Genomic DNA, 15,489 nt, shown 5'->3' on the forward strand with positions numbered 1-15,489 from the left:
TGAATAAGTTTGATTTCGACCATGTTTACCTTTGGGTTGAGCGTACCATTGAGTCTTGGGATCAAACCAAATTGAGAGATTTCCTCGATTTATTAATGCACTGTTATAAGAAGACCAATTGGTTGTATGATAGATTTTAGGTGTGGGCTTATTCATTTGAGAATTATATTGTGGAATAAGCCTTTAGAGATAGGTTTGTGCAACAAAGCCATTCATAGGCAGAACATAACGCCCATTATGTAACTCATGCTCTGCTTTTACTTGAGGGCAGTCATCAAGTAGATATTCGCATCGTGTCCAGTAGGCTATAAGCCTATGGTCAGTGCTTGCATTCTTATTTCGATAGATTGCATCTTGTAGGCGTGTGCCTGCTAGATTTTCAGGGATGGTTAGAATGAATCTAGGCAAAAAACCTTGTCCCCTTAGCACTGGGTCTTTTAATGCTTCTGCTAGAACTTCGTGCTGTCCCTGCAAATTAAACGTCAATCGAACGTCATAAGCTCGTCCACTGCCGTTCAAATTAGACTTGGATCGGGTACGCTCCACAAAACCATCATCAAATAACTTTGCATATCCTCCTAGTGCCTGGTTACGTGTATCGGCTTTCATGCTATGGCCACCAAAAAATTGACCTGCTTCATCACTGGCAATGGATGCATTATTTAAAACACCATCAATGAAAAGCCCTGCAATAGATTCAAGGGTTATATCGCTGTATAGGGTGCTAGGGTCGTTAGGTGGTGGATTCTCTGCACAATATGCCTCACGGTCTTTTTTAGGTAATCCAGCCTGTCCGCTTTTCCATTGCTCCAGCTCTTGCCTGTATGCCTCGTACTGTTTGCGTTCATGCTTAATAATTGCCTGATCCGCCAGGTTTCGGCTTGTACTCTTACGGCTGCCACTTTGCCCCTCTGTAAGCAAAAATAAGCTACACGGCTCTCCGTGTGCATTAAATGGATGGGGAGCATTAACTCGGGCCTGTGCAATATGCGACATAGCACCAATAACACATTGGGCAGTCATGGCAATTGGTGATTGCACATGCTCAGAAATGGCCCTTACTGCCTCCTGTGCCAGTGGTGGTAACGCATGTATCGGATAAGGATTTAAAACGGTTTCTGATTGAGATAACGGCAATAACTCGCCCCAATCGGTAGGCTTACTTAATAGCTCAATAGCTTCCTCAATAAACGCCAGTACCTCACTTACACTTTCATCCTGACTTAATCCAATCTCGAACTGATTTACACCGATTCTTAAATACTGGCATAGCAGCCTAACCGCCGTGTTTTGCTCCAGCTTTTTAAATGGCTCAAGGTGCATTTGCTCAATTCGGACAGGTAGATAAAGCTGCTTATAGCCTGCCTGTGATAGCTGGTTAATAACGAACTGTATTTGTTCAAAATCATACGGCTTGAGTTCTGTTTTATGATTGCTGCATAGGGTAGGCAGTAGCACCAATACAACGGCGTAGCCAGTTTGGGCAACTTTAAAGAATGCTTCTAGGCTGTAAGTGATAATGACAGGCTGGGCATGGTCAAAATCGCCATACCTTGCAAAGCCTCTAGCCAATCCATCAGGCATGACCTCTACACGCTGCCCATCTTGCATGACAGCACATTGAACAAGCTCCATTTGCCCATCATAGATAGGCATAATCAAAGGCTGTGCATAGCTAACGCCGTTTATATCCACATTGCCATCATCAACGTAGATCGGCTGCTCAGGACTGCCAAAACGCTGTATTAATGGATGTGATGAATAAGCATCATTAAACGATACAAGCTGTGTGCATTCGTTTAAAATGTCATCGGGTGTTATTAGTTCTTTGGGGTGGTCATAATCAAGCATTGTGGCTACCCCCTTTCATTTTCTCCCATTCAGTCTTGTATGCTTCCGCCCCTTTAGCATGGTTGCGGTGGCGGTCTTCTGCTAAATATTCATACATATCTAAATGAGTGACCAACTCAGAAAAATGATACTGACTGACTTCTTTTCCACTCTCTGCCAGCTTGTTTAACTTCATTACTTCTTTTCTGATATGGCTGATTGCTGTACACATCCAGTTCATATCCGATTCAGATAATGAAGCTAGGTCGTGCATATCGCTAGCATCGTATTTTTTAGGTGTATTTGTAGAATTGATTTGATTAGGCATGAGAATGCGCTCCTTTGTAGATTGGAGCTTTGCCTATTACGACCAAGTAATTAAGGTGGCAAAGCTGAAAGGGGTTGGTCGACTGGCTACAAAGGAACCCAGCACATCCGAAGATGTCCCCCTCCAGCTTCACCATAAAATGCGAACGCATAGAGTTAGAACGCATAAAAAAAGCCCGAAGCGGACTGTATGCGCCTTTATAGTAATAGCCGACCAAAGCTAACTTTGAGATTTTGCTCAAAGCCTGATTAATATAACCATACTTTGGCATGTTAGCAATATTGAATAACTTGTTTTTCATGCCCCCACCTCTACCAACTTGTCAAACAAGGTCTTTAAGCTGCCGTAGTGAAATACAACAACGTCCACCGCATCGGGGTTCTTCATCAACTTTTCATGCGTTGCTAAAATCTCCAGCTCTGCACCGTCCACCGCATCAAGTTCAACAAATACCATTGATTCATCATTCACGAATAAATGTGCCTCGGTTTCTGCTTCTCTCATTGGTCGGTATGAAGCCAATACAAAATCTTTCATGATTTCACCTCACTGCACACGGTTGATATGAATATCTGAATTAATCAAAACGCCGTCATTTGATAATCCGACTTGCTGGCAGTTATCCATCATCTGCAATAAACGCTGTTCTGCTTCTTCAAACGAAATGCCGAAATGCTTTGCAATGTCCTCTAGGCGGTACATAGGTTCGCCGTCATCCGTGTAACCGCTTGGCGGTGGCAGTAGGTTTAGTTCTTTGGCCTTTTGGTGCATTTCTTCTTTGATATGCTCAGGCGTGTAGTGCATTGTCAAAATGAGTGCCTGCTCTGTGATGGGGTGATGTTCCCCATACTGGGCAAGCATTGCTTTGTAATGGTCAAAAGCTTTGAAAAACTCAGGGTTTACATATTTATTCATTGTCTACCCCCTCAAAAGTTAGCTGTAAATTTGCTTTGCATGTTTCAATGCGGACGGCGTTTAAATGCTTTTCGTGTTTACGGCGGTGCATACCTAAGCTGTGAAATGTACCTTTGTCCTTGGAAACTTTTTCTTGCATACATAGGCGGTTCAGTTCTTCATAGGCGGTCTGCCGTGCTACATAACTCCCAGTCTTGCGGATGCTCGGCAATACCTCAGCAAATACCCAGTCTTGAAAGCTCAATGCTTGAGGCTTATTAGAACGAAAGATAATGCGGTATAGATTTGGCTCATTGATAAACTTGAGCTTTTGAGTACCGCCATTTGTCGGGATGTGGCAATCCGCCACACCCTTTGAATCTAACTCACGAAATAGTCGTGATGTACGGCTTATGTCTAAAGACTTATAAACATCGGTCAAACAAAACCACGGTTCTTTACTGTCATCTAGGACAATTCGAACGCCGTGTTCATTGAAGTTAAATATAGATGGATTCATGCTGCCACCTGCTTAAGCTCATAACGTGCATGGGTGCCAATGCCTGAACTATTGCGCTCATGATGGGTCACAATGTCACAGCCTTGTTTACGTAGCTTTAAGATAACTGCACTTAAACGAAAGCAGCCGTACTGCTCCAGTGCTTCAATTGGTGTGATGCTCTTACCTTGCTTGAGGTGTTCTAAAATCTGTTCTAATTGGGTGTTATTCATGTTCTTATGCTCCCATTCCTGACAATGCATCAGACAGCTTGTGAATGGTTCCGATATGAACTATCAAAACATCCTTGGCATCTGCATGTTTCATCATGTCGGCACGTTCTTCACGTAGCTCTTTGACTGTCCCACTAAAGCCCCGAACCTCTAAAAACTTCATAGAGTCATCATTTACGATTAAATCTGCTTCCTGATCCGCTTCGCCAGTCGCACAATATGATGCAAGTGCATAGACGTATAGATCGGCTGGGCTTGTAATACTCAATACATCAAGTACCAATTGTGTGAAGGTCTTTAGCTTGTTGGCCTCGGCCTTTAGGTAGTCATCAATTGAATAAGGCTTTAAAAATACTTCTCGGCCCAGTTCAGAAGCTCGGATAGAAACATGGTCGAGCAGGTCAATTGCCTGCTCAATCTGTTTTGTATTGGCTTCTGTTTTAACTTCATCAGTGAAGCACTCAAGGGTCAGACAAGTGAAATCCGACACATCAATAAAAAGGTTCTTTATCTGTTCTTGATTTGCGGCATGGTTGATTTGCTCAAGTTTACTTTGTGCCTGCTGGGTGATGCTGATTGCATCCTGTAGGGTAATTTCCATGATTAAGCCTCCATTACAGCAAGGCTTTGCTTTTGGCTGTTATGCCACTCTACAAGCTCGGCATAGTCGAAATAGACTGGAGCCTGTTTGGTATCCCCTGTTTTGATTGGTCGCGGAAATGCTGCATCAGTACGCACGATATGGCGCAATGATTCGCGGCTTATGTCTAGTAGTTCACAAGCAGTTTTGAATTGAACGCGGATTGGTTTGATAGTCATAAAAAAGCCCACTTATACAAAAATATAGTGGGTTTAGTATGGGTATGATTTATTTGATTAATCCTAGTTAGGATTAGCCTATATCCTAGTTAGGATTTTGGTTGTTAGCTTTTTTGAGCCAACCTGCGATGTTTTCATCACTAGGAAATCTATCAATTCCTAATAAATCAGCTTCGATTCTTAATGATTCATATGGAGAATAAGGCTTGGATACATCAATTTTCGCCATACTTGATAAGGTTAAAATTAGTTTTGCTACGTTATTTTCCGCTCTTGTACTTTTTAGTTTGGATTCTTCACTAGTAGCCAATTCATTAGTTTGGATTTTAAGTTTTGTTATTAGCTCCTGAATTTGATCTTCTTTTTTTTCCAATTGATGTTTTAGAAATTCATTCTCTTCTGAAAGAGAGTGATGATTGCTTGCTAAGGTAGAAATATTAACAATGCCATTATTTATTGGTAAAGCATCATTGAAACCAGGAAGTATATAATTTTTCTCAAATAGAAACACTTGCAAAGAGACTCTAGAAATACCTTCATTTACACTATCAAGTCTATGTGTACTTATCGCATTTTTAACAACTGTCATTGCTTGAATATGCTCACTATAATGCCAAGCATCATAGCTAAGGTCATTATTATCGATTAATGCCTGAACCTTACTTGGATCATCTTTAGATATTAGACAAGCTGCTTCGACGACTGAAAAGTATTCGTTCATTAATAATATTTTTAAATATGCTGGCAGATCTTCTTGGATATGGATTCTTTCATCTACATTTTGAAAACTCTCTATAGAGAAAAAAGTCTCTTCAGCTTCAAGCAATAAGCCAGATTCCAAAGTAGCTAAATAATTTTCATCCCAAATATTACGACTGTTTGATACTTCACTATTCAGTAAATCATCATTAAAATTTTTAATAATAATTTGATTATCAAAAAATAACTGCTTTAACTCAGTTCTCGTTATTTCAAAGCCACTCTCAAAATTAAGTTCGAAAAAATTAAGGCTAGAATCGATAAAACTCTCAATTAAACTATACTTCTCAACACTATCAGGAAGATATGAAGGAATGCCACTTTTCAATAAAGTGATTACCTCTTTATCTGAAAATACATCATGAAACTGAAAATCCTTTAAATTCAAATTTCTATTATGAAAAATTTCTCTAATATCTTGTACACGGAAATAGAAATCGATAGATAATTGCTTTATTAAATCCAAATTATAAAGCTCACTTCTTTTCCAATAAGCATTTGCTAGGTTTTCTGGCAAGCTACTATCATCAAAAGTAAAAACTTCTTTATATTTCTCATTATCAGCTAAATTGGAAAGTATAGAATTCGTGTATTGGAATGTACCCCAATTAAACTCATCGTTAGAGTGAACGATAAAGAACCTATCTACATCGTAAGTAGCAATATTTGTATCAAAATTTTGACTAATCAGAAATATAGCTACATAGCTAAGAGGAGTTTGCTGTGTACTTGCAATAAGCTCAAGAGTTTCTCTGACAGAGATATATTCTTGTAAGTTTTTTTTCGCTAACTCTAATAATTTCACTTTATGCCTCCCACAGCACCCCCCAAAATGATGCTAGGTAAACAAGTTGGGTACTTGCTTGTCGGCTGGCCTGCCTATACCTAGCAAACTAAATATAATCTATATTTCCCTATATTTGTGCATTTAGTGGCAATTGCTGCGACAAGTCTTGTCACTTCGCCTTTTTAAATTGAATAATGCTCTGATCCGCAATTTCTTCTAAATGGTTCGCATACCATTGCATCATGCTTGCTCTGTCATCTAAATATTGAGCCTTGTTATACACCCCTGCCACGCCGTCCTTTACGTGTGCCAGTGCTGCCTCGATATGACGTTCATCAAAACCACGATTGTTTAATAAGGTGCTGGCAATATGCCTAAATCCATGCGGTGTCTGTCTGCCCTCATACCCCATACGGCGCAAAGCCATAATGAAAACGGTGTCTGACTTTGGCTTACTCTTATCCGATCTGCTCGGAAATAAATAATCTGAATTAGTTTGGTAGGTCTGCAACTCTTTTAATATTGCTAATGCTTGAGTGGATAAAGGTACGATATGCTCACGGCGTTTCTTCATACGCTCGGCTGGTATATTCCACACCCCTTGATCTAGGTCGAACTCCTGCCACTTGGCTTCTCTTAGCTCGGTAGGTCGGCAGAACAACATAGCTAAAAGCTGCAATCCCATCCGAACGTCCATAGTTGGATAATTATTGATTGCCCTAAGTAGTGCTGGGAACTCCTGTTCACTCACATGCGACATATTTTGTTTAATACCTTGCTGTAGGAACTTTTGCAGCCCCTCCAGTGGATTATAATCAATACGGCCTGTCACCTTTGCAAAATCGTATATATCACGACACATAGCCCGAACTCGATTTACTTGTTCATATATACCCTGCTTTTGTTGAATACCTTTTAAATGATTCATCCATTCAATAGGCTTTATGCTGGTGTACAAGCGTTTTCCAAAAATCGGGAATATATGTTTTTCTAATGCACCCTTGTTTCTGATCATGGTGTCATGTACCCAAGTGTTGGCTTTTGTGTCCAGCCATTCACGAGCCAATACTTCAAAGGTGGCATTATTCTGCTCAAGCTCTTTGCGCTTGCGTTCTTGTTTGGTAATGATTGGATTATCGCCGTGCGAAATGTCTTGAACTATCTCAGATGCTTTTTTTCTTGCGCCTTTGCCTGACAATTCAGGATAGGTTCCGATGCCAAGCCATGACCATTTACCATCAGCTTTTTTATATCTGAATAACCATGCTTTTTTACCATCAGGCTTCACACGAAAATATAAGCCATCACCGTCCAGCTCCCGATACTCTTTCGATTCAGGTTCTAAGTTAGCCAGTACGGTATCTGATAAAGGTCTACGTTTAATTTCTGTTCTTTTCATGGCTTGTACACCAACGGATTCAATAAATCTTGCAATGTACAAGACAGTGTACACGGTGCATGTACACTGTAGCTAGTTATATTTGGTTATGTTTAGGCAAGAAAAAAGGCTCAACCCCTTTAGAATCAAGCCTTTTCGTTTTAAAACTTGGCATATTTTGCCATGTTTTGTTAGGTATTTGGTGGAGGTGGCGGGAGTTGAACCCGCGTCCGCCAGCACTACGCTCGAGAATACTACATGCTTAGATATCGTCTACTGTTTTAACTCTTTGTGACCCGACGAACAGGGTACAAATCGCGATCCTCTTAATTTAGTACAAAACCCCGAGGCTTGGTTTTATACGGACTTGTGTGCGTGCGCTTCAGTCGGACTCTCTAACCACAAGTATTCGGAGAGGCGGACAAGCTGCCCTTAGGCAGCTAGAGCGTATGATTCGTCGTTTGCGACTAAAAAATGCAAATTTGATTTACGAGAGAAAATGCGCTCTCGACATGCATCTATGAGTTTCATCACCAGCGTCGAAGCCAGAAACACCCCCAAAGTAGCGGCAATCATAGCATAGTTGCTAGAAAATACGATCTATTTTCTAAACAAACACACATATTGATGCGCTTAATTACATAATTGCGCTAATATTTTGGTTTTCAAGTCCAACAATAAAATAATTTATGAGCTACTTACTTGCACTCGACCAAGGAACCACTTCGAGTCGTGCCATTATTTTCAATGAACAAGGTCAAGTTCAGGCAACGGCGCAACGCGAAACACGTATACATACCCCCCAATCAGGCTGGGTAGAACAAGATGCCCAAGAGATTTGGAGCTCACAAATTGCTGTTGTACAGCAGGCTCTGGCTTCTGCTCGTATTTTAGCCAAAGACATCAAAGCAATTGGTCTTACTAACCAAAGAGAAACGACTGTCGTATGGGATAAACGTACAGGACAACCGCTTGCGCCTGCCATTATCTGGCAAGACCGTCGTGCATTTGAATGGTGCAATCAGCTCCTACAGCAAAACCTAAAAGATAAGATTCAATCCAAAACTGGACTCCGAATTGACCCTTACTTTAGTGCAGGAAAATTGGTCTGGTTACTCGAGCATGTCAATGGTCTACGCACACTGGCTGAACAGGGGCATGTGGCCTTTGGCACGATTGATAGTTGGCTGATTTGGAATCTTACCCAAGGTGCTCAACATGTCATCGAAGTCAGCAATGCCTCTCGCACCATGCTCATGAACTTAAGTACCCAGCAGTGGGATGAAGAGCTGTTAGATCTATTTAATATTCCGTCTGCATTACTGCCAAAAATCATCAACTCGGACACCTATGTCGCCGATACCGCGGCAGGCTTACTCGGTGCCAATATTCCGATTACAGGCATATTAGGCGACCAACAGTCTGCGCTGTTTGGACAGTCCTGTTTTGACATTGGGACTGCCAAAAATACCTATGGCACAGGTTGTTTTATGCTGTTCAATACAGGCGAGACCGTTCAATACAGTAAGAACAAACTGCTTTCGACGCTGGGTTGGAAAACGCAACATCAAACCACTTATGCCCTAGAAGGCAGTGTATTTATGGCCGGTGCGATTGTTCAGTGGCTACGAGATAATTTAGGCATTATTCAAAAAAGTAGCGATGTTGAAAAATTAGCTTGTACAGTTCAAGATACCGATGGCGTGATACTTGTTCCTGCCTTTACTGGGCTCGGTGCGCCACACTGGGACAGTGAAGCACGTGCCCTGTTATGTGGAATGTCACGCGGCACCAATAAGGCCCATATCGCCCGTGCGGCTTTAGAGTCCATTGCCTTTCAAGTCTCTGATGTACTGACCGCCATGCAAGCCGATATTAAGCAGCCGCTGAAAGAGCTCCGCGTCGATGGTGGTGCCAGTCAAAATGACATGCTTATGCAATTTCAAGCCGATATTTTAAATGTGCCTGTACTACGCCCTAAGATGCAGGAGTCGACCGCATGGGGCGCGGCAGCCATGGCCGGCTTAAGGTGTGGCGTATTCTCAAGTTTGGACGAAATTGCACAGTCTTGGCAGCTTGAGCGTGCCTTTGAACCGAAAATGAGTCCAGATCAACGTGAGTTTCACTTACAACAATGGCAGTCCGCTTTAAGACGCACAAAGTCAGAACTTTGATTATTTAACGCTATTGTTTTGAAATATCAAAACATCATAAAACTGCATAACATACATAGTAAAAAACCGCTTCTAAAAGCGGTTTTTTATTAGCCTAATGCGCATGTCCACCACCGCCTGCCCCTATTTTAGGTTTAGGACAGAGCCAAATAATGGATGCTGCAAATAGGAACACCAAGGCCAAGATCAGGAAAATATAATTTGCCGACAAGGTCAATGCTTCTTTATCCACTAAACTAGAAATATAGCCTAATGCACCTTCCGCGCTCATTCCCTGCTGCATCAACACCGACTGGGTTTGATCTGTATGCAAACTGCCGACCATTTCGCTACGTGCAACTTTAGTATGGTCGTCCCAAATAGTGACAGCAATAGATGCGCCTATCGCCCCTGCCATGGTTCTTAAGAAGTTCATTAAACCTGCGGCAGATGCCATTTCATGTGGTAATACCGATGACAGTGCCATGTTTGATAATGGGATAAAGAAAAATGGTACAGCAAAGCCCTGCAAGATTTGCGGAAGTGCCAATGCAAAAAAGTCAGCATCTGTGGTCCAGAACGAACGCATCAAAGTCACCCCGCCCAAGATGCTCAAACCAAAACTGGCCAGTGCACGTTGGTCATATTTGGTTGCCAATTTCGCCACAATGGGTGACATGGCTAAACTACCAAAACCCATGGTTGCGGTTAAATAACCAGCCCAAGTTGCGGTATAACCCAAATTGATCTGTAACCACTGCGGAATCAGTACAATACTGCCAAAAAATGCGCCAAAGCCAAAGGCCAGTGCCAAGACAGAAATCGTGAAACTACGGTATCTAAAGATTTGGATATTCACCACTGGATGCCGTTCGGTCAGCTCCCAAATGGTAAAAATCACCAAGCCAATCACAGCCGTTAAAGCCAGTACCACGATCGCAGGGCTATTAAACCAATCACGTTCATGCCCTAAATCAAGCATGAGCTGTAATGCCCCAATCCATAAAATCAGGAGGATCAATCCACCCCGATCAATTTTGAGTTTGGCCGTTGCGGTTTCCGCAGGTTTAAGCAGACGCATCGCAGCAAAAGCACATGCGATCCCAACAGGAATATTAATAAAGAAAATCCAATGCCAAGACATGTTGTCACTGATGGTTCCTCCTAAAATTGGACCAAGAATCGGGCCAACCACTGTCGTCATTGCCCACATGCCCATCGCTTGGGATTGCTTTTCTGGAGGGAAAATCCGCATCAGTAACATCTGACTGAGCGGCATGATCGGGCCACCAAATAAACCTTGACCAATTCGGCAGAAAACTAGCATTTCTAAACTGGTCGATAAACCACACAGTACCGAAAATATGGTGAAGCCAATCAGACTTAAGGTAAAAACCCTCACGCCGCCAAAACGACCTGCGAGCCAGCCTGTTAAGGGAACACAAATCGCTTCAGCGACGGCATAAGAGGTAATCACCCATGTTCCTTGCGAACTCGATACGGCAAGACTTCCCGTAATATGAGGCACAGAAACATTGGCAATGGTCATGTCCAGCACGACCATAAAGTTGGCCAAAGCAAGAACGAAAGCCGCCAGCATCAGGCGACCACCCTTTAAGTCACCATAGGGAACGTAGTTATTCATGTGCAACTACTTCGATTTCAGATCGATTTGAGCTTCCATCGACAAGCCAACACGTAAAGGATGTTCAGCCAACTCTTTCGGGTCGAGTTGAATACGTACAGGCAAACGCTGTACCACTTTAATCCAGTTACCTGTGGCATTTTGTGCAGGAATCAGCGCGAAGGCAGAACCTGTTCCACCAGAGAAGCCCAAGACCGTGCCATGGAACTCAACCGAGTTACCATAGAGGTCTGAGGTTAAAACCGCTTTTTGACCTGGGCGTACATTTTCAAGCTGGCTTTCTTTAAAGTTCGCGTCGACATATAACTGTGAAATTGGAACCACCACCATGAGCACCGAACCCGGCGCCACACGCTGTCCAACTTGAATTTTTCGGCTCGTCACCACCCCATCAAATGGTGCTTTAATTTCAGTACGTTCTAAATCAAGTAAAGCTTGTTTCAGTTTTGCTTGAGCAACCAAAACATCGGGAGTCGAATTTTCATTGCTGCCTTGAATTAAAGCTTCATTTGCAGCCAAGTTACTTTGCGCGGCTTTCTGACTTGATTTAGCCTGCGCCCAACCCGCTTGCGCCAAGTTATAGCCCGCTTGTGCATTATTTAAAGCAGCTTGTGCTGTGCTTAATTCTTCTTTAGAAATCGCGCCTGTCGCACTCAACTGCTGACGACGGTTCAAATCATCTTGCGCTTTATCCAACTCTGCTTTGGCTTTAGCCACTTGCGCTTCAGCACTATGAATGGCGTCATCACTCACAAAGACTTGTGAGTTTAAAGAGCTGCTGTTGGCCGCACTTTGTTTATATTGGCGCTGTGCTTTAAGTAATTCGGCCTGAGCTTGGGCTACAGCAATTTCAGCATCACGATGATCGACCAAAACCAGCACATCGCCTTGCTTTACAGTTTGCGTGTCACTGACCAACACTTTTTCAACTTGGCCTGTCACCATAGAGGTAATCGAAGCCGTTTCTGCGCCCACATAAGCATTATCCGTTGAAACCGAATGGTTAAAAAACAGTTTCCAAATCAAGAATAAAATGGCAGCAATGATCAGGATCACAGCTACGAAACCTAAGCTTTTCTTACGTTTGGCTTTCAGTGCTTGATCATTGATTTGATCGGCTGGATCAGTATCTGGCAGTGTATTTGAGGCATCTGTCATTGATTTTTCCTAAATCTAACAGACTTGGTCAGCCGGCATCATCCCTGCGAAAGGGACATCAGACAAGTATTGTCTGCATTGGTGTCGATGAGAAAGTCACAATAAAATTTGATGCATTCTAAGAGCAAATAATCACATTTTGAGAAAATAAATTGTAACTGCTCAGTCTATTTTAGTTTTCAGCATCCAACTTCCTATTAGATGCTATAAATTTCACTTGAATATTAAATACTTAATTAATTTAAAACTAATAAGCATAAGAAGCAATAGCTGTGGCAATCGATTTGCCTTCATCATTGACCATGGTCATGCGCATCGTGCAGCCTTTACGCCCCAATCTTAGGGTTTCAGCACGGGCAATAAAGTATTTTCCACGTCCCGGCGCAAGATAATCAACTCGCATATCCACTGTAGCTAAACGGGATACCTTTTTAATGGTGTCCGCAATCGTGTCAGGTTCCGCTTTTTTATACAGCTCCCCCATCGCCACAATACCGCCAATACTGTCCAAAACCGTTGCAGCCACGCCCCCGTGTAAAATTTGGAACGCAACATTGCCAATTAAGTAATCTTGCATATCGATATAGGCTTCAATTTGCCCGTCAACGACTCGCATAGTCATGGTGTTGTGCTTAAAAAATGGCGACGCATTAAAAGCCTTAACCAACTGCTCAAAAACTACATCTATATCCACTTTTGCTCCTAAGTGTATGCTGCCCGTCCAGCTTTTTTCACCACTACTCATAACAATCTGCTTCACTCTTAAAACAATAAAAACCCGTCAATATGTGCCCAAAGCCATAAGATAGGTCTACAATACTGACCTAGTTTAATACCGATTATCGAGATTTGTATGACCTATACGTTCAATCGTCCCGCCTTCCCCGCTACTCGCATGCGCCGTATTCGTAAAAATGAACATCTGCGCTCTATGGTTCGCGAGACCCATTTAACGACAGATCATCTTATCTATCCAGTATTTGTACTGCCGGGACAAAACCAAACGCAAGACATTCCCAGTATGCCGAAGGTGCAGCGTCTATCTGCAGACTTACTCTTAAAAAAAGCAGAACGTTTACTTGAACTTGGCGTATCGAAACTGGCGCTATTTCCAGTGACTCCCCAAGAAGATAAAAGCTTAACTGCCGAAGCAGCATGGCGTGAAGATGGTGTGGTTCAAAACACGCTACGTCTGCTCAAAAAAGAATTACCTGAAATGGTGCTGATTACCGATGGCGCACTTGACCCGTATACCACGCATGGTCAAGACGGCATCATTGATGACACAGGTTATGTACTCAATGACGAAACCGTTGAAGCCCTTATCAAACAAGGATTAAGCCACGCTGAAGCTGGAGCAGATGTCTTTGCGCCAAGTGACATGATGGATGGTCGTATCGGTGCGATTCGCCAAGCCTTTGAAGCCAATGGTCATATCTACACCTCAATCATGGCCTATTCAGCAAAATACGCGTCGAGCTTCTATGGCCCTTTCCGTGATGCGGTCGGTTCATCCAGCAACCTCAAAGGTGGCAACAAATACAACTATCAAATGGATGTCGGCAACCGCGCAGAAGCATTACATGAAATTGCCCTCGATATTCAAGAAGGGGCTGACATGGTGATTGTGAAACCGGGTATGCCGTATTTGGACATTGTCCGTGAAGTCAAAGACAACTTCGGTGTGCCGACTTTCGTTTACCAAGTCAGTGGCGAATATGCCATGCTCGCAGCGGCCATCCAAAACGGCTGGTTATCGGACAGCGTGATTATTGAATCACTGATGAGCTGCCGCCGCGCGGGTGCAGATGGCATCTGGACCTATTTTGCAGAAGAAGCTGCACTAAAACTAAAAGATATGAAATAACAGCGCGTTTAGAAGGATTGAGTTGCAATGCATATTGCCATCGTTGGCGCGGGAATCAGTGGTTTACTGACAGCGCTTGAGCTGATTGAACACGGTTGTTCTGTTGAGATTTTTGATCAACAACAAGCGGGGCAAGCGGCTTCATGGGCAGGTGGAGGGATTCTCTCCCCGATGTACCCATGGCGCTATCCACAAAGTGTCAATGACCTCGCCAAATATGGCAAAAGCATGTATCAAGCATGGAATGAAAAAATTAGTCCGGTTTCGGGGATAGATTTTGAAATCCACGAAACAGGTATGCTGATTTTTGATGAAGCTGATTTTGACATTGGCCTAAATTATAAAGATCAACACCAAGAACCGATGCAGCATTGTGAGCTTTTGCAACGTGAGCAACTGGAACAGGTCAATTCCCGCATTTCGACGCGCTTTCAACAAGCCATCCATTTTCCGCAATTGGCTAACGTCCGTAATCCACGACTGCTCAAGTCAATTGTGGAATACCTCAAACGGCAGCCACAAGTCACCTTTCATGAGCAAGCGTGGGTACATACCTTTGACATAGTCAATCAGCAAGTTCAAGGGATAAAAACTGCTGATGGACAAAGCTACCATGCAGATCATGTGGTGATTGCAACAGGCGCATGGTCACAGCACTGGTCCGAACAACTCCAGTGCAGCATTCCAGTGAACCCCGTACAAGGGCAAATGTTACTGTTTAAAACCCCTGAAAACTGGCTACCAACCATGTGTATGAATCAGGTTATGTATCTGATTCCACGTTTGGACGGTCATATCGTTTGTGGTTCAAGCATGGCGGATGTCGGTTTTGACCAACGCCCTTCGCTACAAACCCAGCAAAATATTTATAAAGCCTGTTTGGATATGGTGCCTGAGCTGGCAGATTTCCCAATTGTGAAGCATTGGGCAGGTCTACGCCCAAGTTCACCAACGGGTGTTCCTTATATCGGCCCCTTCCCTGAAATAGCCAATCTCTGGACAAACTTCGGTCACTATAGAAATGGTCTATGTATGGGGCCTGCATCTGCACGACTGCTACGCGAATTGATGTTGGCTCAAAGCTTAACGGTTAACGCCAGTGCCTATAATCCTGAGCGTTTGGTAAGCTTTGCTTGATC

The 15,489-nt window shown here is 43.0% G+C and carries 17 protein-coding genes, 1 other RNA gene and 1 pseudogene; 3 read left to right on the forward strand and 16 right to left on the reverse strand.

From position 1 onward, the window contains the following. The 13 genes and pseudogenes from HYI04_RS11250 to ssrA all read right to left on the reverse strand — a co-directional run. Positions 1-156, reverse strand: a pseudogene (locus HYI04_RS11250) (IS5/IS1182 family transposase); the annotation flags it as partial. Positions 157-183: 27 nt separating this feature from the next. Next, the gene (locus tag HYI04_RS11255; RefSeq protein ID WP_372239168.1) at positions 184-1,851 is read right to left on the reverse strand and encodes a DUF3987 domain-containing protein; all 1,668 of its coding nucleotides are present in this window, start codon (positions 1,849-1,851) and stop codon (positions 184-186) included. Beyond that, a complete protein-coding gene (locus HYI04_RS11260) occupies positions 1,844-2,158 on the reverse strand; it encodes a hypothetical protein (RefSeq protein WP_178896162.1) in 315 nt (104 codons plus the stop codon). The genes HYI04_RS11255 and HYI04_RS11260 overlap by 8 nt, the downstream gene beginning before the upstream one ends. Then, positions 2,151-2,459 carry a hypothetical protein gene (locus HYI04_RS11265; RefSeq protein WP_178896163.1) on the reverse strand — a complete coding sequence of 103 codons (309 nt, stop codon included), beginning with the start codon at positions 2,457-2,459 and terminating at the stop codon, positions 2,151-2,153. The genes HYI04_RS11260 and HYI04_RS11265 overlap by 8 nt, the downstream gene beginning before the upstream one ends. After that, entirely contained in the window at positions 2,456-2,695 is a 240-nt protein-coding gene (locus HYI04_RS11270) for a hypothetical protein (RefSeq protein WP_178896164.1), read from the reverse strand. The genes HYI04_RS11265 and HYI04_RS11270 overlap by 4 nt, the downstream gene beginning before the upstream one ends. A gap of 9 nt (positions 2,696-2,704) precedes the next feature. Further along, on the reverse strand, positions 2,705-3,073 hold the full coding sequence (locus HYI04_RS11275) for a hypothetical protein (RefSeq protein WP_178896165.1): 369 nt from the start codon (positions 3,071-3,073) through the stop codon (positions 2,705-2,707). Further along, complete coding sequence (locus HYI04_RS11280) at positions 3,066-3,572, reverse strand: BRO family protein (protein WP_178896166.1); 507 nt, start codon at positions 3,570-3,572, stop codon at positions 3,066-3,068. The genes HYI04_RS11275 and HYI04_RS11280 overlap by 8 nt, the downstream gene beginning before the upstream one ends. Then, positions 3,569-3,784, reverse strand: a complete 216-nt coding sequence (locus HYI04_RS11285) for a helix-turn-helix domain-containing protein (RefSeq protein WP_178896167.1) — start codon at positions 3,782-3,784, stop codon at positions 3,569-3,571. The genes HYI04_RS11280 and HYI04_RS11285 overlap by 4 nt, the downstream gene beginning before the upstream one ends. A 4-nt stretch (positions 3,785-3,788) precedes the next feature. Further along, complete coding sequence (locus HYI04_RS11290) at positions 3,789-4,385, reverse strand: hypothetical protein (RefSeq protein WP_178896168.1); 597 nt, start codon at positions 4,383-4,385, stop codon at positions 3,789-3,791. A 2-nt stretch (positions 4,386-4,387) separates the two neighbouring features. After that, entirely contained in the window at positions 4,388-4,603 is a 216-nt protein-coding gene (locus tag HYI04_RS11295) for a hypothetical protein (RefSeq protein WP_004815244.1), read from the reverse strand. Between the two features lie 85 nt (positions 4,604-4,688). Next, the gene (locus HYI04_RS11300) at positions 4,689-6,167 is read right to left on the reverse strand and encodes a hypothetical protein (protein WP_178896169.1); all 1,479 of its coding nucleotides are present in this window, start codon (positions 6,165-6,167) and stop codon (positions 4,689-4,691) included. Positions 6,168-6,318: 151 nt separating this feature from the next. Continuing rightward, entirely contained in the window at positions 6,319-7,548 is a 1,230-nt protein-coding gene (locus tag HYI04_RS11305; protein ID WP_178896170.1) for a tyrosine-type recombinase/integrase, read from the reverse strand. A 179-nt stretch (positions 7,549-7,727) separates the two neighbouring features. Next, positions 7,728-8,086: a transfer-messenger RNA gene (gene ssrA / locus HYI04_RS11310) on the reverse strand. 130 nt (positions 8,087-8,216) lie between these two features. Here ssrA and glpK point away from each other — a divergent pair. Next, positions 8,217-9,701, forward strand: coding sequence for a glycerol kinase GlpK (gene glpK, locus HYI04_RS11315; RefSeq protein ID WP_159153022.1), 1,485 nt, complete (start codon positions 8,217-8,219; stop codon positions 9,699-9,701). Positions 9,702-9,795: 94 nt separating this feature from the next. Here glpK and HYI04_RS11320 read toward each other — a convergent pair whose 3' ends face one another. From HYI04_RS11320 to HYI04_RS11330, 3 genes are all read right to left on the reverse strand, one after another. After that, complete coding sequence (locus tag HYI04_RS11320; RefSeq protein WP_148826630.1) at positions 9,796-11,325, reverse strand: DHA2 family efflux MFS transporter permease subunit; 1,530 nt, start codon at positions 11,323-11,325, stop codon at positions 9,796-9,798. 6 nt (positions 11,326-11,331) lie between these two features. After that, complete coding sequence (locus HYI04_RS11325) at positions 11,332-12,483, reverse strand: efflux RND transporter periplasmic adaptor subunit (protein WP_159153021.1); 1,152 nt, start codon at positions 12,481-12,483, stop codon at positions 11,332-11,334. A gap of 247 nt (positions 12,484-12,730) precedes the next feature. Then, positions 12,731-13,228: a thioesterase family protein gene (locus tag HYI04_RS11330; protein ID WP_004694841.1), complete on the reverse strand. Its 498-nt coding sequence runs from the start codon at positions 13,226-13,228 to the stop codon at positions 12,731-12,733. Positions 13,229-13,336: 108 nt separating this feature from the next. Here HYI04_RS11330 and hemB point away from each other — a divergent pair, with 108 nt between their 5' ends. Both hemB and thiO read left to right on the forward strand, forming a co-directional pair. Then, complete coding sequence (hemB, locus tag HYI04_RS11335; RefSeq protein WP_058869046.1) at positions 13,337-14,350, forward strand: porphobilinogen synthase; 1,014 nt, start codon at positions 13,337-13,339, stop codon at positions 14,348-14,350. A gap of 27 nt (positions 14,351-14,377) precedes the next feature. Then, entirely contained in the window at positions 14,378-15,487 is a 1,110-nt protein-coding gene (thiO, locus tag HYI04_RS11340) for a glycine oxidase ThiO (protein ID WP_178896171.1), read from the forward strand. Positions 15,488-15,489: the final 2 nt, after the last annotated feature.

This window comes from Acinetobacter sp. SwsAc2 (genome assembly GCF_013391465.1).
GTDB classification, from domain to species: domain Bacteria; phylum Pseudomonadota; class Gammaproteobacteria; order Pseudomonadales; family Moraxellaceae; genus Acinetobacter; species Acinetobacter johnsonii.

Bases quoted from the DNA above. Each gene is read 5' to 3' on its own strand.
- thiO (WP_178896171.1), top strand. From the start codon at position 14,378: ATGCATATTGCCATCGTTGGCGCGGGAATCAGTGGTTTACTGACAGCG.
- HYI04_RS11290 (WP_178896168.1), bottom strand. From the start codon at position 4,385: ATGGAAATTACCCTACAGGATGCAATCAGCATCACCCAGCAGGCACAA.
- HYI04_RS11280 (WP_178896166.1), bottom strand. From the start codon at position 3,572: ATGAATCCATCTATATTTAACTTCAATGAACACGGCGTTCGAATTGTC.
- HYI04_RS11255 (WP_372239168.1), bottom strand. From the start codon at position 1,851: ATGCTTGATTATGACCACCCCAAAGAACTAATAACACCCGATGACATT.
- HYI04_RS11320 (WP_148826630.1), bottom strand. From the start codon at position 11,325: ATGAATAACTACGTTCCCTATGGTGACTTAAAGGGTGGTCGCCTGATG.
- HYI04_RS11330 (WP_004694841.1), bottom strand. From the start codon at position 13,228: ATGAGTAGTGGTGAAAAAAGCTGGACGGGCAGCATACACTTAGGAGCA.
- HYI04_RS11260 (WP_178896162.1), bottom strand. From the start codon at position 2,158: ATGCCTAATCAAATCAATTCTACAAATACACCTAAAAAATACGATGCT.
- hemB (WP_058869046.1), top strand. From the start codon at position 13,337: ATGACCTATACGTTCAATCGTCCCGCCTTCCCCGCTACTCGCATGCGC.
- HYI04_RS11265 (WP_178896163.1), bottom strand. From the start codon at position 2,459: ATGAAAAACAAGTTATTCAATATTGCTAACATGCCAAAGTATGGTTAT.
- HYI04_RS11270 (WP_178896164.1), bottom strand. From the start codon at position 2,695: ATGAAAGATTTTGTATTGGCTTCATACCGACCAATGAGAGAAGCAGAA.
- HYI04_RS11305 (WP_178896170.1), bottom strand. From the start codon at position 7,548: ATGAAAAGAACAGAAATTAAACGTAGACCTTTATCAGATACCGTACTG.
- HYI04_RS11325 (WP_159153021.1), bottom strand. From the start codon at position 12,483: ATGACAGATGCCTCAAATACACTGCCAGATACTGATCCAGCCGATCAA.
- HYI04_RS11295 (WP_004815244.1), bottom strand. From the start codon at position 4,603: ATGACTATCAAACCAATCCGCGTTCAATTCAAAACTGCTTGTGAACTA.
- glpK (WP_159153022.1), top strand. From the start codon at position 8,217: ATGAGCTACTTACTTGCACTCGACCAAGGAACCACTTCGAGTCGTGCC.
- HYI04_RS11275 (WP_178896165.1), bottom strand. From the start codon at position 3,073: ATGAATAAATATGTAAACCCTGAGTTTTTCAAAGCTTTTGACCATTAC.
- HYI04_RS11285 (WP_178896167.1), bottom strand. From the start codon at position 3,784: ATGAATAACACCCAATTAGAACAGATTTTAGAACACCTCAAGCAAGGT.